The 19,798-nt window shown below is 72.6% G+C and carries 16 protein-coding genes; 8 read left to right on the top strand and 8 right to left on the bottom strand.

Annotated elements, in window-relative coordinates; genetic code table 11:
• The first annotated feature begins 13 nt into the window (after positions 1-13).
• Entirely contained in the window at positions 14-2,080 is a 2,067-nt protein-coding gene (locus FGE12_RS07110; protein ID WP_153865640.1) for a M13 family metallopeptidase, read from the top strand.
• A 1-nt stretch (position 2,081) separates the two neighbouring features.
• Here FGE12_RS07110 and FGE12_RS07105 read toward each other — a convergent pair whose 3' ends face one another.
• The 6 genes from FGE12_RS07105 to FGE12_RS07080 form a co-directional block, all read right to left on the bottom strand.
• On the bottom strand, positions 2,082-2,858 hold the full coding sequence (locus FGE12_RS07105) for a DUF72 domain-containing protein (protein WP_153865639.1): 777 nt from the start codon (positions 2,856-2,858) through the stop codon (positions 2,082-2,084).
• A 46-nt stretch (positions 2,859-2,904) separates the two neighbouring features.
• Positions 2,905-4,824: a S9 family peptidase gene (locus tag FGE12_RS07100; RefSeq protein WP_153865638.1), complete on the bottom strand. Its 1,920-nt coding sequence runs from the start codon at positions 4,822-4,824 to the stop codon at positions 2,905-2,907.
• A 120-nt stretch (positions 4,825-4,944) separates the two neighbouring features.
• A complete protein-coding gene (locus FGE12_RS07095; RefSeq protein WP_194797671.1) occupies positions 4,945-5,394 on the bottom strand; it encodes an HIT family protein in 450 nt (149 codons plus the stop codon).
• Positions 5,391-6,212, bottom strand: a complete 822-nt coding sequence (locus tag FGE12_RS07090) for a phage Gp37/Gp68 family protein (protein ID WP_370458903.1) — start codon at positions 6,210-6,212, stop codon at positions 5,391-5,393. Before FGE12_RS07090 ends, FGE12_RS07095 begins: the two co-directional genes overlap by 4 nt.
• Before the next feature lie 161 nt (positions 6,213-6,373).
• A complete protein-coding gene (locus tag FGE12_RS07085) occupies positions 6,374-7,717 on the bottom strand; it encodes a tetratricopeptide repeat protein (protein ID WP_153865636.1) in 1,344 nt (447 codons plus the stop codon).
• A 53-nt stretch (positions 7,718-7,770) separates the two neighbouring features.
• Positions 7,771-8,463, bottom strand: coding sequence for a M15 family metallopeptidase (locus tag FGE12_RS07080; protein ID WP_194797670.1), 693 nt, complete (start codon positions 8,461-8,463; stop codon positions 7,771-7,773).
• Between the two features lie 19 nt (positions 8,464-8,482).
• Here FGE12_RS07080 and mug point away from each other — a divergent pair, with 19 nt between their 5' ends.
• The 6 genes from mug to FGE12_RS07050 all read left to right on the top strand — a co-directional run bounded on the left by mug (position 8,483) and on the right by FGE12_RS07050 (position 14,715).
• Positions 8,483-9,037, top strand: a complete 555-nt coding sequence (gene mug, locus FGE12_RS07075) for a G/U mismatch-specific DNA glycosylase (protein WP_153865634.1) — start codon at positions 8,483-8,485, stop codon at positions 9,035-9,037.
• A gap of 159 nt (positions 9,038-9,196) precedes the next feature.
• Positions 9,197-10,639 carry a serine/threonine-protein kinase gene (locus FGE12_RS07070; RefSeq protein ID WP_153865633.1) on the top strand — a complete coding sequence of 481 codons (1,443 nt, stop codon included), beginning with the start codon at positions 9,197-9,199 and terminating at the stop codon, positions 10,637-10,639.
• Positions 10,636-11,682, top strand: coding sequence for a PEGA domain-containing protein (locus tag FGE12_RS07065; protein WP_153865632.1), 1,047 nt, complete (start codon positions 10,636-10,638; stop codon positions 11,680-11,682). The genes FGE12_RS07070 and FGE12_RS07065 overlap by 4 nt, the downstream gene beginning before the upstream one ends.
• A gap of 19 nt (positions 11,683-11,701) precedes the next feature.
• Positions 11,702-12,673, top strand: a complete 972-nt coding sequence (locus FGE12_RS07060; RefSeq protein WP_153865631.1) for a ketopantoate reductase family protein — start codon at positions 11,702-11,704, stop codon at positions 12,671-12,673.
• Positions 12,674-12,755: 82 nt separating this feature from the next.
• Positions 12,756-13,850, top strand: a complete 1,095-nt coding sequence (locus tag FGE12_RS07055) for a hypothetical protein (RefSeq protein ID WP_153865630.1) — start codon at positions 12,756-12,758, stop codon at positions 13,848-13,850.
• Between the two features lie 13 nt (positions 13,851-13,863).
• Positions 13,864-14,715 carry a class I SAM-dependent methyltransferase gene (locus FGE12_RS07050; protein WP_153865629.1) on the top strand — a complete coding sequence of 284 codons (852 nt, stop codon included), beginning with the start codon at positions 13,864-13,866 and terminating at the stop codon, positions 14,713-14,715.
• Between the two features lie 109 nt (positions 14,716-14,824).
• On the opposite strand, the gene FGE12_RS07045 is transcribed toward FGE12_RS07050, so the two are convergent.
• Both FGE12_RS07045 and FGE12_RS07040 read right to left on the bottom strand, forming a co-directional pair.
• Positions 14,825-15,289, bottom strand: coding sequence for a GNAT family N-acetyltransferase (locus FGE12_RS07045; RefSeq protein ID WP_153865628.1), 465 nt, complete (start codon positions 15,287-15,289; stop codon positions 14,825-14,827).
• Between the two features lie 15 nt (positions 15,290-15,304).
• Entirely contained in the window at positions 15,305-17,164 is a 1,860-nt protein-coding gene (locus FGE12_RS07040; RefSeq protein WP_153865627.1) for a hypothetical protein, read from the bottom strand.
• A 224-nt stretch (positions 17,165-17,388) separates the two neighbouring features.
• On the opposite strand from FGE12_RS07040, the gene FGE12_RS07035 reads away from it, so the two are divergent.
• On the top strand, positions 17,389-19,785 hold the full coding sequence (locus tag FGE12_RS07035) for a hypothetical protein (RefSeq protein WP_153865626.1): 2,397 nt from the start codon (positions 17,389-17,391) through the stop codon (positions 19,783-19,785).
• The last annotated feature ends 13 nt before the right edge of the window (positions 19,786-19,798 follow it).

Below are 19,798 nucleotides of genomic sequence, written 5' to 3'. Positions count from 1 at the left end.
CCTTCGGGATTCCATGAGCCTTCGCAAGCGACTCCGTACCCCCTGGACCTCGGGCGCCCTCGGCGCCTGCCTCCTGCTCGGCAGCGCCGCCGGCGCGCAGCAGCAGCCGGTGCCCGCGCAGAAGGCGCTCGCGCTGGGCGTGGACGCCCAGAACTTCGACAAGAGCGTGCGCCCGCAGGACGACTTCTACCGCTACGTCAACGGCACCTGGCTCAAGACGGCGCAGATCCCGGCGGACCGCGCGCGCTACGGCACCTTCATCGAGCTCGCGGACAAGAGCGAGGCCGCGCTGCGCGAGATCATCGAGGAGGCCGCCAACACGAAGGTGAAGAAGGGCGGCAGCGACACGCAGAAGGTCGGTGACCTCTACCTCAGCTTCATGGACACCGAGCGCATCGAGGCCGCGGGCCTCAAGCCCATCCAGGGCGACCTCGCGCGCGTCGCGGCGCTGAAGGACAAGGCCCAGCTGCCCGCGCTCTTCGCCGAGCTGCAGCGCGTGGGCATCCAGACCCCCTTCGTCATGTACGTGGGCCAGGATGCGAAGCAGGCCACGCGCTACATCGTCTACGTGAACCAGAGCGGCCTGGGGCTCCCCGACCGCGACTACTACCTGAAGCAGGAGCCGAAGTTCGTCGAGACGCGCGCGGCGTACGCGAAGTACGTCGAGACGCTGCTGGGGCTCGCCGGCGAGAAGCAGCCCGCGCAGGCCGCGAAGGACATCGTGGCGCTGGAGACCGCGCTCGCGGAGAAGCAGTGGGAGCGCGCGAAGAACCGCGACCGCGAGCTCACCTACAACCTGAAGACCGTGGCGGAGCTGGACCAGCTCACCCCGGGCTTCCGCTGGGCCCAGTACCTGAAGGCCGCCGAGGCGCAGAAGACCCCGGCCGTCATCGTGCGCCAGCCGGACTACCTGCAGGCCGCCGGCGCGAAGCTCGCCGAGCTCCCGCTGCCCGTGCTCAAGCAGTACCTCACCTTCAAGGTGCTGGACGCCTCGGCGCCCAACCTCTCCAAGGCCTTCGAGGACGCGAGCTTCGCCTTCCGCGGCAAGACGCTGCAGGGCCTGCAGGAGAACCGCCCGCGCTGGAAGCGCGGCGTCGCTGCGGTGGAGGACTCGCTGGGCGAGGTGGTGGGCCGGCTCTACGTGGAGCGCCACTTCTCGCCGGACTCCAAGGCGCGCATGCAGCAGCTGGTGGCGAACCTGCGCGCGGCCTTCCAGCAGGGCATCGAGGGGCTCGAGTGGATGAGCCCGGAGACCAAGGCCCAGGCGCAGGCGAAGCTCGCGCGCTTCAACGTGAAGATCGGCTACCCGGAGAAGTGGAAGGACTACGCGGGCGTGGTGGTGAAGCGCGATGACCTCGTCGGCAACCTGCGCCGCGCGGCCGCCTTCCAGTTCCGCCGCGACGTGAAGCGCCTCGGGGGGCCCATCGAGCGGCGCGAGTGGAACATGACGCCGCAGACGGTGAACGCCTACTACAGCTCGACGATGAACGAGATCGTCTTCCCGGCGGCCATCCTGCAGCCTCCCTTCTTCAACCCCGCGGCGGACGACGCGACCAACTACGGCGCCATCGGCGGCGTCATCGGCCACGAGATCAGCCACGGCTTCGACGACCAGGGCAGCCGCTCGGACGGCGAGGGCAACCTGCGCGACTGGTGGACCGGCGCGGACAAGGCCGCGTTCCAGCAGCGCACCGGGATGCTCGCGGACCAGTACGGCGCCTTCTCGCCGCTGGACGGGATGAAGGTGAACGGCAAGCTCACCCTGGGCGAGAACATCGGCGACCTGAGCGGCCTCACCGTCGCGTACAAGGCCTACAAGCTCTCGCTCGGCGGCAAGCCCGCGCCGGTCATCGACGGCTTCACCGGCGACCAGCGCTTCTTCCTCGGCTGGGCGCAGGTGTGGCGCGGTCTCTACCGCGACGATGCGCTGCGCCAGCTGCTGCTCACCGACTCGCACTCGCCCGGCGAGTTCCGCGTGAACGGCGTGGTGCGCAACATGCCCGAGTTCTACGAGGCCTTCGGCGTGAAGCAGGGCGACAAGGTGTTCCTGCCCGCCGACCAGCGCGTGAAGATCTGGTAGCTCACCGCGCCTGATGCGGCTCCAGGGGGCGTCCCGGGCTCACTCCCGGGGCGCCCCTGTCGCGTTGGCGGCGCAGGAGCGAGAGCGCGTTGGGCACCGCGGCGAAGCTCGCCGTGTTGTCGAAGATGCACCAGGTGCGACGGCCCGCCGACCGGTGCGCCGCGAGCTCGCGCGAGAGCGCGTCCAGGTACGGCTCGGAGTACTCCGAGTGGTAGATCTTCGGCGAGCCGTGCAGCCGGTAGTACGCGACCTGCGCGCCCACGGGCACCTCGGGCACCACCTGCGGGTCCGCGCGCACCACGCCCACGCGGAAGCCCGCGAGCAGCGCCTGCGCGGCGTCGCTCGTCCAGGTCACGTGGCGCGGCTCGCAGACGACATCGACCGCCGTGCGCTCGCGCAGGGCCTCGAAGAAGGGGCCCGCGGCGGCCGCGTCGAACTGCAGGCTCGGCGGCAGCTGCACGAGGAGGCAGCCCAGCTTCTCCTCGAGGTGCGCGGCCTCCGCGAGGAAGCGCTCGAGCGGCTCACGGAAGTCCTTCAGCCGCTGCTCGTGGGTGATGACCTTGGGCACCTTCACGGAGAAGCGGAAGGTGGCCGGCACGCTCTCGCGCCAGCGCGCGTAGGTGGCGGGGCGGTGGGGCCGGTAGAAGGAGGAGTTGATCTCCACCGCGGGCAGCACCTGCGCGTAGCGCTCGAGGTGGCTGCCCTCGGTGGGGAAGTGCTCGAAGACGGAGCTGGAGAGGCTCCAGCCGGCAACGCCGATGAGGGGGGCACCTTCCATCACGCCGGAAGGTGCCCACGGTCCTCTGCGGAGGGAAGCCCGCGCCTCAGTTGCGCGCGGCCGGCGGCTCCGCCTTCAGGTACTTGTCCAGGAAGGTGAGCGTGGTCGAGTACGCGCGCACCTCGTTCTTCTTCTTGGTGAACCCGTGCCCCTCGTCCGGGAACACGACGTACTCCACGGGCACGCCGTTCTTCTTCACCGCCTGGACGATCTCGTCGCTCTCCGGCTTGATCACGCGCGGGTCGTTCTTGCCCTGCAGCACGAGCAGGGGGCGCTGGATCTTGTCCGCGTGGAAGAGGGGCGAGGTCGCGCGCAGGCGCTCCGCGTCCGTCTTCGGGTCGCCGATCTCCTCGTAGAGCGCCTTGCGGAAGCTCTCCCAGTAGGGGGGCACGCTCTCCAGGGTGCGCAGCCAGTTGGAGACGCCGAAGAGGTCCACGCCCACCTTGAACTCCGTGGGCTGGAAGGCGAGCGCGGCGAGGGTCATGTAGCCGCCGTAGCTGCCGCCGATGATGCCGATCTTCTCCGCGTCCACGTACGGGAGCGACTGCAGGTATTTCTTCGCCGCGACGCAGTCCCACAGCGGCTCGGCGCCGTGCTTGCGGTCGTCCGCGGTGAAGAAGGTCTTCCCGTAGCCGCTCGAGCCGCGGTTGTTGATGCCCAGCACCACGTAGCCGTGGTTCACCAGGTACTGGATGAAAGGACTGTAGCCCTTGCGCGTCTGGCCGCCGGGGCCGCCGTGCACCCACACGAGCGCGGGGGCCTTGGCCTGGGCGCTGGCCTGCATCGGCTTGAAGAGGATGTTGGGAATCTGCATCTGGTCGAAGCTCTTGAAGCGCATCACCTCGGCGTCGACCAGGTCCTCGGGGTCGATGGCCTTGGACAGCGTGTCCGTGAGGCGGGTGGTCTTCCCGCTCGCGAAGTCGTGCACGTAGAGGTTCGAGGGGCTGCGGTCGCTCGAGGCGTAGAAGGCCATGCGCGCCTCGCTCGGCGAGACGACGACGCTGGTCACGTCACCCTCGGGCAGGTCGGGCAGGGCGATGGGCTGGTTGGTCTTCGCGTCGTAGAGGCGGATGACGGTGCGCGCGTCCTGGTTGATGGCGGTGATGCGGTACTTCCCGTGCTTGGAGAACACCGTGTACATCACGTCCCAGTCGGCCTTCTCCACGTCCTCCTTCGCGCCGGTGGCGAGCACGTAGCGCTGCACGCGGGTGAACTCGCTGCCGTCGTTGGTGAGGAAGTAGAGCGCGCGGCTCTCGGGATCGAAGCTGGAGACGGTGTAGCTGGCCACGCCCTTGTGCGGGCTCAGGTGCTTCGTCTCCTTCGTGTCCACGTTGTACAGGTGGATGTCGCTGTCCGCGGTGGTGTTGGGCTTGTCGAGCGCCACCCACTTGCCATCCATGGAGACGTCGCCCACCTCGAAGCCCTGGTTGTTCTCGAAGACGCGGGTGCGCGCGTAGGTCTTCGCGTCGTAGCGGTAGAGGTCGAAGAAGCGCGGGTCACGCTCGTTGGTGACGACGAAGAAGGCGCTGTCGTCGCCCGTCCAGCCGCGGAAGTCCGCCTTGAGCTTCTTGCCCGGGGTGAGGTCCTTCTCGCGCCCGTTCAGCTCGCGCACGTAGAGGTGGTTCTCCTCGTTGCCGCCCTGGTCGCGCGTGTAGAGGATGCGCCCGTCCTTGGGGAAGTAGGAGACGGCGTAGGTGCTGTCCGTCTTCGAGCGGGTGAGGGGCGTGGGCTTCCCGCCCGCGCTGGGCACCGTGTACGCGTTGAACACGCCGGTCTGGTTGGAGGAGAGCAGCACGCTCTTCTCGTCCGGGCTGAACGACGCGCCCATCACGCGCGTGGTCGCCATGAACTGCTCGATGGAGTACTGGCGGCTGGGGCGCTTGGGCGCGGGCGCGGTCGGGGGAGCTGCGAGCGCCAGCGCCGGCAGCAGCAGCGCGGCGAGAGCGAGGGACGAGGGACGCTTCATGAGTCCTCCACGAGGGGGCTTCGGGTGCACGGCTCGCCAGGGGCTACGCAGGACCCCGCTGCGCGATTGCCTAGGACAGCGCTCGCGGAGCGTCAAAGGGGCTCTGGTACAGGCGGCGCGCTAGAGCAGGGAGCGCAGCCGCTCGCGCAGCGGGGCGAGCTCGCCGGGTCCGTAGACCGGCCCGCCGGCTCGGCGCGGGTCGATGGGGCCGCCCTCGAAGGGGTCTCCGACGTAGCGCGGGAACACGTGCACGTGCAGGTGGGGGAGCGTGTTGCCGTGCAGCTCGAGGTTCAGCTTCACCGCGCCCGTCACCTCCTGCACGGCGCGCGAGAGCCGCTGCAGGTCGCGCATGAAGGCCGCGGCCTCGGGCGGCTCCAGCTCGTGCAGCTCCACCGCGTGGCGGCGCAGCACGAGGCAGCAGTACCCGCGCATCGGCGCGCCTTCGTCCATCGTCACCCGGGACGCCTCCAGCTCGGCGAGCACGTCGCGAGGGGCCCCGGCCTGGCAGATGGGGCAGCCCTCGGGGCGCAGCAGCCGGGCCCAGGACTCCGCGTCGCGCCAGCCGCTCACGCGTGGGCCTCCGCCGCTGCTGACGCCTGCGCGGCGCGGGGGAGCTGCTCCCAGGTGACGCTGTCCAGCACGCTGCCGGCGCGCACCTTTCCCACGCGGTAGAAGCCAGGGTGGCGCGCACTCAGGCCGGTGCGGCGGCCCGGCGCGGCGGAGCGCGGGTCCCCCGGCAGGTACTCGCCCCACTGTTTGAAGAAGAAGGGGCAGTCCGCCTCCACGCACTGAACGCGGAGGTCTCGCACCCAGTCCGGGTGCAGCGGGCGCGCGTGCGGCCCGCTCTCGCCGCCGGCGATGACCCAGTCCAGGCCGGAGAGCCAGGGGCGCAGGGGCAGTGGCCCGAGGATGGGCTCGCAGCAGGCGAAGCGCAGGCGGGCCGGCACGGAGAGCAGCACCGGTAGCCGCTGGGCAGCCGTGTCCGCGTCCTCCACGCTCACGCCCAGCCATGCGTTCGGGTAGCCCTCGCCCCAGTCCGAAGGGAGGCTGCGCGCGATGCGGGCCGGGCGCTTGGTGAGCAGCAGCCAGTCCAGGTGCGGGGTGCGCTGGATCAATGCCCACAGCTTCGGCAGCTCGCCCTCGGGAGCCTCGGCGTCGAACACGTCCGCCATCGAGGCGCAGAGCACGCGCTGGCGCTCGCCGCGGCGCACGGCCTCGCGCTCCCACGCGAGCGGGCCCGCCCAGTACTTCTCTCCGAAGGTGCGGCGCGGAGCGCCCTTGCCCCAGTGGCCGCCCCCTGCGCGCGCGTCGATGCCCTCCGCGTAGCAGTGGTCACAGCCCGGGCTCACCCGGGTACAGCCCCACCAGGGGTTGAAGGTGTGGTGCACGCACTCCATCGCTGCAGCACAAGATGCACAGTGGCCGTGCGTCTGGCAGGCGCCTGCATGGATGCCGTGCGTGCGGGCGGCAGACAATCCCTCACCCTGACGCTCTCCCAGGGGGAGAGGGGACTCCGGCTTCGCCGCAACGGAGAGAGCGACGCGCTCGTTCAGCGTCGCAGTTGCTCGAGCGCTGCGTCCGCGAGCTCGTAGCCGTCATTGGCGAAGGCGCGCGTGGCGAGTGCCGCCTCGAAGTGGCGCCGCGCCGCCTCGGGGTCGCGCTTGCCCGTGACGAGGCCCGCGAGCGCCGCCTCCCCGAGCAGGTAGTGCAGCTCGCAGCGATGGGCGCGCGCGATGACCGGGTCCGCTGCGTGCGCCGCTGCCTCCAGCGCGCGCTCGTCCACCCTGCGCTCCTGAAGCTGGCGCGCGAGCGGCACGGGCCACTCGCCCGCGGGACGCTCCTGCACGAGCGCGGCGAGCCGCGCTGCGTCCCCCCACACGATGCCCAGCAGGAGCCGCTCGAAGTCGCTCGCGTCCTTGCGCTCGAAGCGCGGCTGGCCCGTGGCGACGTACAGCCGGAGCGCCACGGTGTCCGGGTCCTTGGCGCTGCGCACGGGCTCGAGCACCTGCGCGGCCGCGGGCGCATCCCCCACAGCGAGCAGCGCGCGGCCGAGGATGCGCCGCACCTCGCCGTCGTACACCGTCGGCGGCTGCGCGAGCACGGCCTGGAGCAGCGAGACAGCCTCCTGCGCCCGGCCCTGAAGGAGGAAGGCGCGCGCGAGGCCCACCTTGTAGAAGGCCTCCTTGTTCACGGGAGGCGAGGTCTCCGGGTGGCGGCGGTGCACCTCGGCGATGTCCTCGAGCGCGCGCCGGTAGGCCTTCTCGGCCGCGACGCCGTCGCGCTCCAGGCGCCCGAGCATCCCCCAGCGCCGCGAGATGAGGTCCGGGTTCCAGTCCACGAAGTCGCCCGCGCGCAGGACGCGGTATTGCGAGAGGAGCTGCGCGGCCTCGCGCGGCTGGTCGCGCAGCATGAGCCAGAGGTTCACGCCGTACAGCGTGCTCTGCGCGAAGATGATGCTGTCTCGCTCGCGCGCGGCCGCAGCGGCCTCGTCCTGTGGCGCGTAGGTGGCGGGGATCCAGCTGCCGAGATCGTCGCCGCGCGCGAGGGTGGAGCGCAGGTGCACCGTCAACTTGCCCTCGGTGACGCCCACCTCTCCCCAGAGCGTGGCGTCCACGCCCTGGGCCCGCGCGAGCGCCGCGGCCTCGGCCTCGCTCGCGGGCGCCGCCGCCGCACGCTGCACCAGCGTGACCGGCATCCCCTCGGCCACCAGCGCGAAGGTCGCCGCCACCTGCTCCTGCTGGCGCTGGGCCTCGGCCTGCGCCTCGGGGGACTTCGCGTGCAGGGGCGCGAGTAGCAGGACGTAGCGCGGGGCGGGAGCGTTCGCGGGCGCGCGCCGGTGCGACGCGCAGCCCGCGAGGACGAGGAGCAGGGGCAGGAAGGGGGAGCGGAGCATGGGGCTGCGGATGCTGCCCGCGCAGGGCGTGCCGCGCAAACCCGCGGTGGACCTCAAGCCACGCCCGGCAGGCTCACGTTGTCCACGTAGCGCGCGTAGAGAGCATCGAGCTCGCGCAGCACCACGTCCCCCAGCTCCACCTGCGCCGCCTCCAGGGCACGCGCGAGTCGCCCGGGCGAGTGCGCGCGCTGAAGGGGCAGGGCGAGCGGTGCATAGCTCAGGTGCCAGCGCTCGGGGCTGACGCCGCCGAGGTCCTGTGCGTAGGGCCGGAAGAAGCCGAAGCGGTGCAGGTTCGCATCCAGCCAGGCATGCATCGGCGCGAAGGGCCCTCCGGGCGCGGTCTCCTCCGCGCGCATCTCGAACGCGGCGCCGGGGGCGAGGGCTGCGCGGTCGAACACGTCCAGGTCGGTGCCCCAGTGGTGGCGGCTCGCGCCCGGCAGCGCGCTCCAGCGCAGGATGGCGTGCACGCGCTCGAGCGGCGGGAGCGCGGCGAGCTGTACGGGCCGCTCCTGCGCATCGAGCACCGGGCGCTCGCCGCGGGCCTTCGCGTTCCAGATGTGCAGCTGCCGCGCGAAGGAGCGAAAGCCGCTGCCCACCTCGAGCGCGAAGCCCGCGCGCGAGGCCTCCGCCTGCAGCGCCTGCAGCGCGGGCAGCACCTCGCGGTGCACGCGCGCCTCGCCTCCCGGGACGGGCACCATGGGCGCCTCGTCCTGTCCCACCAGCAGTGCTTCCGGGGGCTCGCGCATGGGTGCATCATGCCGCAGCATGCCGAAGCCTCCCAAGCCGACGAAGGCCGAGCTGCTCGCGGCCGTGGACCGCACCCTGCCGGACGTCATCGCGCCCGGCCTGCGGGTGCTCTTCTGCGGCATCAACCCCGGCCTCTACACCGCCGCCACGGGGCACCACTTCGCGCGGCCGGGCAACCGCTTCTGGCCCGCCCTCCACGCCTCCGGCTTCACGCCCCGCCTGCTGCAGCCCCACGAGCAGGGGGAGCTGCTGCAGCTCGGCCTGGGCATCACCAACGTGGTGGCCCGCGCGAGCGCCCGCGCGGACGAGCTCACGCCCGAGGAGCTCGCCCGCGGCGGCGAGGCGCTGCGCCGCAAGGTGCGCCGCTACGCCCCGCGCTTCCTCGCGGTGCTCGGGGTGGGGGCGTACCGCAGCGCCTTCGCCGCCCCGCGCGCGGCGCTCGGCCTGCAGCCCGAGCCGCTCGGGGACACCCGGGTGTGGGTGCTGCCCAACCCCAGCGGCCTCAACGCCCACTACCAGCCCGAGGCGCTCGCCCGGATGTTCCGCGCCCTGCGCGAGGCTGCAGGCCTGTAGCGCAGGGAGGTGGAGGTGGGTGTGGCGCGCAGGCCTGCGCCCGCTCGCTGCAAGCTGCCCCTGGCTGCAGCGGAACAGTATGATGGCGGGCGGTATGTCCCCCTCCCGCCGCCCGAGCTCCCATCGCGCACGCGCCTGCTGCGCCGAGGCGTCGCGGCCGTGACCTGCGCGGGCTGTGGTGCACTGCTGCCCGCGGGCGATGCGCCCTGCTCGCGCTGTGGCGCGGTGGCGCCCACGCTGCCCACGCCCGCGTCGCAGCTGCCCGGCTTCGACGCGGAGGCGCTGCAGCCCGGCCTGCTCGAGGGCAAGTGGCGCCTGGAGCGCAAGCTGGGCGAGGGCGGGATGGGCACGGTGTACCTCGCGCACGACGTGCAGCTCGAGCGCAAGGTGGCGGTGAAGCTCATGTCCCCGGCGCTGCTGCACGACGCGGACCTGGTGGCGCGCTTCGAGCGCGAGGCGCGCGTGACGGCGGGCCTGGAGCACCCGCACGTGGTGCCGGTGTACGCGGTGGGCCGCACGGGCGGGCGGCCCTTCATGGTGATGAAGAGCCTGTCCGGGCGCACCCTGCAGGCGCTGGTGCGCGAGCGCGGCTCGCTGCCGCTCGGCGAGGTGCTCGCGCTGATGCGCCAGCTGTGCGCGGGCCTGGACTTCATCCACGCGCGCGGCTTCGTGCACCGCGACATCAAGAGCGCGAACCTCTTCGTGGGCTGGGACGGCCACGCCACCATCCTGGACTTCGGCATCCTGCGCTCGAGCCGCGCCGGAGACCCGGTGACGCTCGCGGGGCTGGTCATCGGCACGCCGCACTACATGGCGCCCGAGCAGGCGCTGGGCCTCTCCACGGTGGACCACCGGGCGGACCTGTACGCGCTCGCGGTGGTGCTCTTCGAGTGCCTCGCGGGCTCGCTGCCCTTCGACGCGCCGGCGGACCTCTCCGTCATCCACCTGCAGGCGAGCGCGCCCCCGCCGGACCTCTGCGAGCGCGCGCCCGGGCTGCCGCGCGCGGTGGCGGACGTGGTGCACCGCGCGCTGAGCAAGGACCCGGCGCAGCGCTACGAGAGCGCGGGCGACCTCTTCTACGCCCTCGCCGAGGCCGCGCAGGGCACGCCCACGCCCTCGCTCCCGGGCGAGCTGCCCATCCCGCTCTTCACGCCCGCGCCCGCGTCCAGGCCCCGCTCGCGCGCCCTGCGCACCGCGCGCGGTGCGGCCGTGGCGGGCCTCGTCCTCGCGTGCGCCGCGGGGCTCGCGCTGGCGAGCCGCGGCGCGAAGCCTGCTGCGCCTCCGTCCGTCACGGCCCCCGCCGCTGCGCCCGCGCCCGTGGCCATCGTCAGCGTACCCACTGCGGCCGCGCCCACCCCGGCGCCGCCCCCCGCACCGCCCCTGGAGGGCACGGTGAACGTGATCACCACGCACGAGGGCAGCCCGTACTGGGCCTCGCTGCTCGTGAATGGCGCGCCCCAGGGCACGACGCCCGCGCTGCTGAAGCTGCCCGCGGGCGAGCACCGCATCGTCATCCAGCGCGCGGGCTTCCGGCGCGAGGAGCGGCGCGTGACGGTGAGCCCGGACGCGCCGACCTCCCTGCGCATCGAGCTGCGGCGATGAGCCACGCGCTGCTGTTGTCGCTGCTCCTGCTCTCGGCGCCGGGGGCCCGCCCGCCGCGCACGCCCCCTGCGCGGCTGCAGGTGGCGCAAGCCGCCTTCAACCGCGGCGAGTTCGAGCAGGCGCTGCAGTCGCTGGACGCGGCCGCTGCCGAGACGCGCGACGAGCGCACGCTGGGGCGCATCCACCTGCTGCGCGGCCAGTGCTACGCCGCCCTGCGGGACTCGGCGCGCAGCGAGGAGGCGCTGGCGCGGGCGCTCGAGGCGGACCCCGAGGCCGCGCTGGACCCGGAGCGCGTGGACCCCGCGCTGGTGCAGCAGCTGGAGGACCTGCGCGCGCGCACCCGCGGTGAGCTGCGCGTGCGGGTGAGCGGACGCGCCGGGGGCCGCGTCACGGTGGACGGCCGGCCGGTAGGCAACGCCCCGGTGCGCACCAGCGTGCCCATCGGGCGGCACGCGGTGGAGGTGCGCTCGCCGGATGGACGTCAGCGCGACTCCGAGCAGGTGCTCGTGCGCGCAGGGCGCACCAGCGAGGTGTCCCTCTCGCTCCCCGAGTCCGCACCCGAGCCCGCGGCAGTGGCCCCCGCGCAGCCGCTCGCCCCGGCGCCCGCGGCGCAGAGCGAGCCCGCGCCGGTGCCGCTCTCGCGCGAGGCCATCCACCCGGTGGCGGACGTGCGGCTCGCGCTGGACCCCTTCCAGATCAAGGAGGGCCCGGGCATCGAGGTGGGCGGCGGCGTGCAGACCGAGCACCTGCGCGCCACGCTGGACGCACGCCTCTACAGCGACTTCGGCCTCACCCTGCGCGGCGCGGCGATCGTCCCGGTGACGGGGCGCTTCAGCGGCTACGTGTCCGGGGAGCTGCCCGTGCTCTTCCCCGGCGGTGACCTGGCGGTGGGCCTCGGCGGCGCGGCCGGTGCGGAGTACGCCGTGAACCCGTGGCTCTCGCCCTTCGCCGAGCTGGGCGCGCGCCACTTCTTCACGGCGCCGGACGGCTACGACCAGAACCGCCTCACCCTGCAGTTCGGCGCGCGCCTGCGACTGCCCTGAAGGGTGTAGAGGGGGGCTCATGCACACGAGTCCCCGCGTCCTGTTGGTCGGTGCCGGCGCCGTCGGCCAGGTGTACGCCCGCTTCCTGAAGGCCGGCGGCTGCGAGGTGTCCTTCCTCGTGAAGGAGTCCCATGCAGCCGAGGCGCGCGAGGGCTTCACCCTGCACGCGCACCGCGGGCGCTCGCTGCGCACCGAGACGCTGCAGGCCGCGCAGGTGCTCACCTCACCCGAGCAGGTGCGCCCGGACGCCTTCGAGCAGGTGTGGCTGTGCGTCTCCTCGACAGCGCTGCGCGCAGGCGGCTGGGTGGAGGCGCTCGCCGCGCGCACGGGGGAGGCCACGTGGGTGATGGTGCAGCCGGCGCTCGAGGACCGCGCCTTCCTCCTGCAGCACGTGCCGGCGGAGCGGCTCGTCACGGGCGCCATTCCCTTCTTGAGCTACGCGGCGCCGCTCGCCCCGGGCGCATCGCCCTCTTCGGGCACCGCGTACTGGTTCCCGCCGCTCGCGCGCGGCGCGTTCAGCGGGCCTGCGGCGCGCCGCGACGCGGTGGTGCGGGCGCTGCGCGCGGGAGGCTACCCGGCCTCGCGCAGCCGTGACGCGGGGCGCGCGGTGGCGGTGCCCGCGGGCGTGCTCACGGCCTTCGTGGCGGGGCTGGAGCTCTCGGGCTGGCGCTTCGCCGCGCTGCTCGAGCCCTCCCACCTTGCACTCACCCACGCGGCCGCGCGCGAGGCGGCGCGGGCTGCCGCGGCGCGCACGGGGGCGAGCGCGCGGGCCGTGCTCGCGCTGCTGCGTCCGGGCGTCTTCCGGCTCCTGCCGCGCGCGAGCAGGCTCGTGCCCTTCGACCTGGAGACCTACCTGCGCGTGCACTTCACCAAGGTGGGTGCGCAGAACCGGCTGATGCTCGGGGAGTACGTGCGGGCGGGGCGCGAGGCGGGGCTGGAGGTCGCACACCTCGAGTCGCTGCTCTCGCGCCTGCAGGGCACGCCGCAGTAGGGCCGCCCGTGGGCCGGGCAGGCCTGCGCCGCGAGCTTCGGAGGCGAAGGGGCGCGCGGGGCGTGGTACGGGTGGCCCTGCGATGCCACAGATTCTCGACAGCCTCCCCGAGCTCTACCGCGACCTGTTCCCCGAGTTCTTCCACCGCGAGGTGCCCGTGGAGGAGAAGGCCACCTGCTCCTCGTGCGCGATGTGCGAGAGCTCGTGTGGCAACGCAGTGGCGCCGGTGGACGGGGTGAGCCGCTTCTTCCGCCCGGACACCAAGTGCTGCACCTATCACCCGCGCCTGCCCAACTACCTGGTGGGGGCGATCCTCGCGGACACGGACCCCGCGATGGCCGAGGGTCGCCGGCGCATCGGCGAGAAGCTCGCCTCGCGCGTGGGCGTGACGCCGCAGTGGGTGAACCCGCCGGCGAGGTACACGCTGCTGTACGGCAACGCGAACCGCGCGTTCGGGCGCTCGACCTCGCTCTTGTGCCCGTACTACGAGCGGGCCCAAGGCAACTGCACCATCTGGCGCTACCGCGAGGCGGTGTGCTCCACGTTCTTCTGCAAGTACGTGGCGGGGGCGGACGGGCGCAAGTTCTGGATGACGCTGAAGACGTACCTGTCGCTCGCGGAGATCCAGCTCTCGCGCTACGCGGTGCTGAAGCTCGCGCCCGAGTACATCCACGCGCGGCGCGACAAGCCGGAGCCTGCGGGCACGCTCCTGAGCGCGGACGACCTGGACGAGCGGGGGCTGCCGGAGAAGGAGTACCGCGCGCTCTGGGGCGCATGGGCGGGGCGCGAGGCGCAGTTCTTCCTCGAGGCGCACGCGCTGGTGAAGGGCCTGAAGGCCGAGGACCTCGAGCGGCTGCTGGGACTCGACGGGGTGATCGAGCAGACGGTGCTCGAGCGCCTGCACCAGGCGTCGGTGAAGCCCACGCTGCCGCGCGCGCTCAAGTTCAACCCCGATGCGACGGTGCGCTGGATGCCGGACGGCAGCGTGGCGCTGGGCTCGTACAGCGAGAACGACGCGGTGGCGCTGCCGGGCGAGGCCTACCCGCTGCTGGTGGAGTTCACGGGCCGGGACAGCGTGCCCCAGACCCGCGAGCGCCTGCGCACGCAGAGGCAGGCGGACCTCGGGGAGGATGTGCTGCTCGAGCTCTACCGCCACCGCATCCTCATCGAGGCTTAGCGAGGCTGCGCCCATGAGCGAAGACCCGCACCGCCAGGTCGAGTCCACGTGGGCGCGCACGGTGGACGCCTGGCGCCAGTACGACGAGCTGGAGGCGCGGCTCACGCGGCCGGTGAGCGAGCGCATGCTGGAGCTCGCTCGACTCACCGAAGGAATGCACGTCCTGGACGTGGCCTGCGGCCGCGGCGAGCCCGCCCTCCCAGCTGCGCACCGGGTGGGTCCGCAGGGCAGGGTGCTCGGCGTGGACCTCATCGAAGGAATGCTCCCGATGGCCCGCGAGCGCGCGGCGCGCGAGGGGCTCACGAACGTGGAGTTCCGGGCCGCGGACGCGGAGTCGCTGCAGCTGCCCGAGCGCTTCGACGTGGCCACGGTGCGCTGGGGCCTCATGTACATGGCTGCGCCCGAGCGAGCACTGCAGTCCATCCACCGCGCGCTGAAGCCCGGCGGCGCGCTCGTCATCGCCTCGTGGGCCGAGCCCGAGCGCGTGCCGTACGCGGTGCTCCCGCGCCAGGTGCTCGCGCGCTTCCGGGACGTCCCGCCGCTGCCCAGTGAAGACGCACCGGGAGCCTTCCGCTACGCGGACCCTGCGCGCCTCACGGCCGCGCTCGAGCGGACGGGCTTTCACGTGGAGGCCTCGGAGGAGCTCGAGGTCCCGGTCGTCGAAGCGCCGGACGCAGCGGGCATCCTCACCTGGCTGCGCACGTTGAACGGGCCAGTGGTGAAGCTCGCCGCGGAGCTGCCAGAGCCGCAGCGCAGAGCATGGGAGGACGCCCTCTGCGCCGAGCTCGAGAAGAGCCGCAGAGGCGACCGCGTCACGCTCGGCGGCGTGACGCGGCTCACGCTCGCGCGCTCTCTCGAGCCCTGACGCCGGGGCGCGAAGGGGCGCGCCACGCGGACGGACATCCCTCACCCCGTCCCTCTCCCAGGGGGAGCGGGGACCTTCACGCAGCTGCGCCCGGCACCCTCACCCCTGACTAGGGGCGCACCATGTCCACGTGCGGGATGCCGTCCTCGTCGTAGACGTCGCCCACCTGGCGGAAGCCGTGCCCGCCGTAGAACCGCACGAGGTAGTGCTGCGCTCCGATGCGCAGCGGCGCCCCCGGATACTTCTCGGCGAGGAACGCGAGCGCGCGCTCCACGAGCCCGTGGCCCAGCTTCATCCTGCGCACGGAGGGCGCGGTCACCACGCGCCCGAAGCTCGCCTCGGGGTACTTGAGCCCGGGCGGGAGCACCCTCAGATACGCGCCGAGCAGCGGGCCCTCGGGGCGCGGCAGCTGGGCGAGGAGGTGGAAGCTGTCGCGGTCGTAGCCGTCCGGGTCCTGGTAGATGCTCTTCTGCTCCACCACGAAGACCTCCGAGCGCAGGGCGAGCACGCGGTACAGCTCGTCCACGCTCAGCTCGCCGAAGCGCCTCCAGATCCACTGCACGTCGCTCGTCATGTGCGTCCTTCCGCCTCAGCGCCAGCGGCGCGAGAGGTCCACCCGGTGGGCACCGGGCAGGCGGGTGAAGGCCCGGCCCGCGGCGATGAGCTGCATGCCCTGCATGTCCGGGCGGCTGAGCAGCCCGACGAAGGGGGCGAGCAGGTAGCGCTCCTGGTCCGAGGTGCTCGAGGTGAACTCGCCCAGGTTCGCGGGGAAGTCGAGCACCACGAGCCCGGGGTGCGTGAAGGGCTCGGTGCGGCACAGCCGCAGCCACGCATAGTGATACGCGAGCAGGAAGTAGGCGCGCAGGTTCGCCCCCAGCTTGCGGCTCCACGGCTTGCGGTCCACCAGCAGCTGCGCCGTCTGGCGCGTCAGCGTCACCGAGACCGCGCGCCCGCCCCAGCGCTCGCGGTCGCGCGCGTCCAGGGCGTTCAGGTACCCGGCCATCGCATCCGCGAGCTGGTCTCCGAGCGCGACGAAGTCCGGTTCGGAGTCGCGCCGTGACGCCTGCGCCTCGAGCGCGGCCATCTCCGCGCGCAAGCCTGCGAGCTGCTCGCCCAGCGCGTCGCGCCGCGAGAGCGCGCGCTCCAGGCGCTGCAGCTGCCGCAGCCTTTCCTGGAGGCGCCCCGCCTCCTGCTCCAGCACCCCGAGCTCCGGCGGCAGCAGCCACGCGGCGGCCGAGCGCACCGGACGCAGCAGCCCCTCCAGGCGCGCCACCTCTTCCTCCTGCTCGAGCAGGCGCCGGTACGCGAGCGCCGCCTCCTCCTGCGCCGCCTGCAGCTGCGCCTGCAGCGCCGCGGCGCTCAGCACCGGCGCCACGGGCGCGCTCGCCGCCGGCTGGTGGCACAGGTAACAGCAGCCCGGAGGCGTGGAGGCCAACTGCACGACCTGCTCGCACGCGGGGCAGTGGGCGAGGGGAGGGGGCGCGGGCGCCGGGGCCTGCAGCGCGTCCAGCTCGCGCGTGAGCTGCGTGCAGCGCGCCGTGGCGGCATCGCGCGCAGCCGCCTGGCGCTCGCGCTCGGCGCGCGCCGCATCCAGCGCCTCGCCCAGACGGACGAACTCCGCGCCCGCCTCCGCAGCCTCGGGTGAGAGCGCGCTCGCGGCCTGCGCGCCGGCCTCCTCGCGCAGCCGCTGCAGCGCGGCCTCGCGCCGCGCCTCCAGCTCCTGCAGCGCCGCCTGCACGCGCGCGACCGAGGCCCCCAGCCCCTCGCGCGAGAGGCCCCCCTCGGCTTCAGCCTCGCTCAAGAGCTCGCGCCCCACGTCGTCGAGCACCTCGGCGAAGCCCGCCTCCTGGGCCTCGAGCCGCGCCTCCTGCTTCTGGCGCTCCACGAGCTGCGCGAAGGCCGGCGAGAAGACGGTGGGCGCGGTGCCCAGCAGCTGGTGCAGCACGGCGAACTGCTCGCTCTCCGGCTGCTTCGGCGCGAGGTCTCCCCACGCCCCCTCCGCGCGGTACAGGTGGCGCAGCAGCATGCGCCAGCTCAGCTCGGGCCACGTGTGCGGCGAGTAGGGGTTGCCGCGCGGGATGCGCACCTGGGGGATGCGCAGCCGCTCGAGGAAGAGGGCGCTGAACTCCGCCGAGGGTACGGGCCGCCCGTCCACGAACACCTTGTGGCGCGCCCCGCGCTCCTTCCAGCGCCGCTCGAGCACCAGCGGCTCGCCGTCCACCGAGAGCTGCACCTGGGCGCGCTCGTACTTCTGCGCGCACTCCTCGCCCAGCGCGTCCTCCACGCCGCCCGTGTCCCCGAGCAGGTAGTCCAGCAGCCGCAGCCACTGCGTCTTGCCGGTGTTCGGCTCGCCCACGAGCACGTTCACGCCGGGGCGGAAGTCGAGCGCCTCCTCGGCAGGGCCTGCCCAGCGGAGCAGCCTTCGGACGTTGAGCAGCCGCGCGGTCATCGACACTGCCCTCGTACCAGAAGCCTGGCGCCGCTGCCGGGCCGCGCAGGCGGGAAGTGGAGTGTCCGGCACTGGACGATGTAACCCGCAACGGGGCCGTTCGGTGCGGCAGAATGTCGCAATTCGACCGCCCGCACCGCCCCCGCAACTGGTGCGACAGAACGCCGCACCCTTACCCTCAGCGCCCTCACCTGGGTGGCCCCAAGGGCCAAGGGAGTTGCGTGATGCAAAAGCAGAGCTCGTGGCAGCGTATTCTTTCAGCAGCAGTGGCGCTGTGCCTTGCCGTCCCCGCCGTGGCGAAGGAGCAGGACAAGGACAAGGACGCGGATGATCCTGGCGCGCGCCGGGCGGCCCGTGACGAGTGGTACAACGACAACTACGGCCACGGGAACGCCAACCCCAAGAAGGGCGGCCCCTTCTCGCCGAAGTTCATGAAGTTCATGAACGACGCCGCCGCGAAGGAGCGCGCGAAGTACGCCTCCACGCTGCCCGGCACCGGCTCCACCATCAGCCCCAGCACGGACCCCACCGCCTCCATCGCGGCGACCGGCACCACGTGGGTGAACATCGGGCCCACGAAGGCGAACTACGAGCAGAACGGCAGCACCAGCCTGACCAAGTCCGACTCGGGCCGCGTGCGCAACATCATCGTGGACCCCTCCGCGCCCTCCACCATCTATGCGGCCTTCGCGGGCGGCGGCGTGTGGAAGAGCACCGACGGCGGCACCACCTGGACGCCCAAGACCGAGACCCTGGGCAGCCTCAGCGTGGGCAGCCTGGAGATGGACCCGAACAACAGCCAGACCCTGTACCTGGGCCTCGGCGACCCGTTCGACGGCACCGGCATCGGCCTGGTGAAGAGCACGGACGGCGGCAACACCTGGATGAACACCGTGTACCTCGGTGACTCCACCCAGATCACCGACATCCAGGTGGCCCCGGGCAACAGCAACATCGTGATGGCCACCACCAACCGCGGCCTCTTCCGCTCGGTGGACGCCGGCGCCACCTGGGCGCAGGTGAGCCTCGCCACCGGCTACAACGAGGTCCCGTACGGCTGGAGCATCGCGTGGGCCGGCGGGAGCCGCTTCGTCGCCACCCTGGAGGCCGAGCCCAGCGCCACCAGCGGCAACACCGAGGGCCAGATCTGGCTGACGAACGACAACGGCGCCACCTGGACCCGCTCCACGGGCGTGACCGCCGGCGTGGAGCGCATGACGGTGGCCGCGGCCCCCAGCACGCGCGGCACCCCCACCACCGCCACGCTGTACGCGCTCGCCGACAACCACGCCGGTGACCTCGCGGACCTTTTCAAGTCCACCAACGGTGGCGCGACCTGGACGGCGCTCGGCGCGGCCAGCAAGCGCTACAAGAACGGCAACACCGAGGCGCGCACCGTGAGCGCCGTGTTCAACACCCAGGGTTGGTACGACCAGCTGCTCATCGTGAACCCGACGAACCCGAACCTGGTGTTCTTCGGCGGCGCGCTGCACCTGGCGAAGACCACGGACGGCGGCGGCACCTACTCCCAGGTGACCAACTGGCTCGCGCAGTTCAGCCTGCCCTACGTCCACGCGGACATGCACACCGCGACCTACGACGCGGCGGGCAACCTGTACGTCGGCTCGGACGGCGGCCTCTTCGTCTCCAAGGACGGCGGCACCACCTTCAGCGACAGCATGAACGTGGGCATCGCCAGCCACCTCATCTACGACGTGGGCATGTCGGCGGCCAACCGCGACGCCTCCATCGTGGGCCTGCAGGACAACGGCACCCGCGTGCGCGTGGGCAACACCAGCGTGTTCAACCAGGAGATCGGCGGCGACGGCTTCGACGTGGAGATCCACCCGACCAACGCGAGCCTGATGCTCGGCACCCTGTACTACGCGCGCGTGTACAAGAGCACCAACGCGGGCCTCGACTTCGCCTCCGCGTGCTCGGGCATCACCGAGTGCAACAACAGCAGCACGGCGCCCTTCACCACCAAGCTCACCCGCTGGACCGGTGACACCACGGGCAACACGGTCTTCACCTTCTCCAACACGAAGGTCTACAAGACCACCAACTTCGCCACCACCTGGACGGCGCTGGGCGTGACGGGCCTGCCCACCACCAGCCTCTTCATCCGCAACGTGGGCGTGGCCAAGTCCAACGTGAACATCATCGGCGTGGCGGCCAACAGCGGCCGCGTGTTCCTCACCAACAATGGTGGCACCAGCTGGACCCAGGTCGCCGCGCTGCCCAACAACGGCCTGAGCATCAGCGACGTGGCCTTCGACACGGCGAACCCCAACATCGTGTACGTGGCCTCGGTAGCGCCGGACGGCACCAAGGCCCACGCGTGGAAGAGCACCGACTTCGGCGCGAGCTGGACGGTGCTTTCCAACGGCCTGCCTGCGGGCGTGCCGGTGAACCAGATCACGGTGGACCCGGGCAGCAACACCACGCTCTACGCAGCCACCCACCTGGGCGTGTACCGCTCCACCGACGCGGGCGCCACCTGGGCCCGCTTCGGCGCCGGCATGCCGCTCGTCGAGGTGACGGACGTGGAGATCCTCCCGGACTCCAGCCTCGTGCGCGCGGCCACCTTCGGCCGCTCCGTGTGGGAGCTCGTGCCGTAACGAGACCCGCTGA

Origin of the sequence: Aggregicoccus sp. 17bor-14 (genome assembly GCF_009659535.1) — a bacterium.
In the GTDB taxonomy this organism is placed as follows: domain Bacteria; phylum Myxococcota; class Myxococcia; order Myxococcales; family Myxococcaceae; genus Aggregicoccus.
The sequence above is the reverse complement of the archived record's forward strand: the minus strand, read 5'-3'. Positions and strand labels throughout refer to the sequence as shown.

Bases quoted from the DNA above. Each gene is read 5' to 3' on its own strand.
- FGE12_RS07110 (WP_153865640.1), top strand. From the start codon at position 14: ATGAGCCTTCGCAAGCGACTCCGTACCCCCTGGACCTCGGGCGCCCTC.
- FGE12_RS07105 (WP_153865639.1), bottom strand. From the start codon at position 2,858: ATGGAAGGTGCCCCCCTCATCGGCGTTGCCGGCTGGAGCCTCTCCAGC.
- FGE12_RS07100 (WP_153865638.1), bottom strand. From the start codon at position 4,824: ATGAAGCGTCCCTCGTCCCTCGCTCTCGCCGCGCTGCTGCTGCCGGCG.
- FGE12_RS07085 (WP_153865636.1), bottom strand. From the start codon at position 7,717: ATGCTCCGCTCCCCCTTCCTGCCCCTGCTCCTCGTCCTCGCGGGCTGC.
- FGE12_RS07080 (WP_194797670.1), bottom strand. From the start codon at position 8,463: ATGCGCGAGCCCCCGGAAGCACTGCTGGTGGGACAGGACGAGGCGCCC.
- mug (WP_153865634.1), top strand. From the start codon at position 8,483: ATGCCGAAGCCTCCCAAGCCGACGAAGGCCGAGCTGCTCGCGGCCGTG.
- FGE12_RS07065 (WP_153865632.1), top strand. From the start codon at position 10,636: ATGAGCCACGCGCTGCTGTTGTCGCTGCTCCTGCTCTCGGCGCCGGGG.
- FGE12_RS07060 (WP_153865631.1), top strand. From the start codon at position 11,702: ATGCACACGAGTCCCCGCGTCCTGTTGGTCGGTGCCGGCGCCGTCGGC.
- FGE12_RS07055 (WP_153865630.1), top strand. From the start codon at position 12,756: ATGCCACAGATTCTCGACAGCCTCCCCGAGCTCTACCGCGACCTGTTC.
- FGE12_RS07050 (WP_153865629.1), top strand. From the start codon at position 13,864: ATGAGCGAAGACCCGCACCGCCAGGTCGAGTCCACGTGGGCGCGCACG.
- FGE12_RS07045 (WP_153865628.1), bottom strand. From the start codon at position 15,289: ATGACGAGCGACGTGCAGTGGATCTGGAGGCGCTTCGGCGAGCTGAGC.
- FGE12_RS07040 (WP_153865627.1), bottom strand. From the start codon at position 17,164: ATGACCGCGCGGCTGCTCAACGTCCGAAGGCTGCTCCGCTGGGCAGGC.
- FGE12_RS07035 (WP_153865626.1), top strand. From the start codon at position 17,389: ATGCAAAAGCAGAGCTCGTGGCAGCGTATTCTTTCAGCAGCAGTGGCG.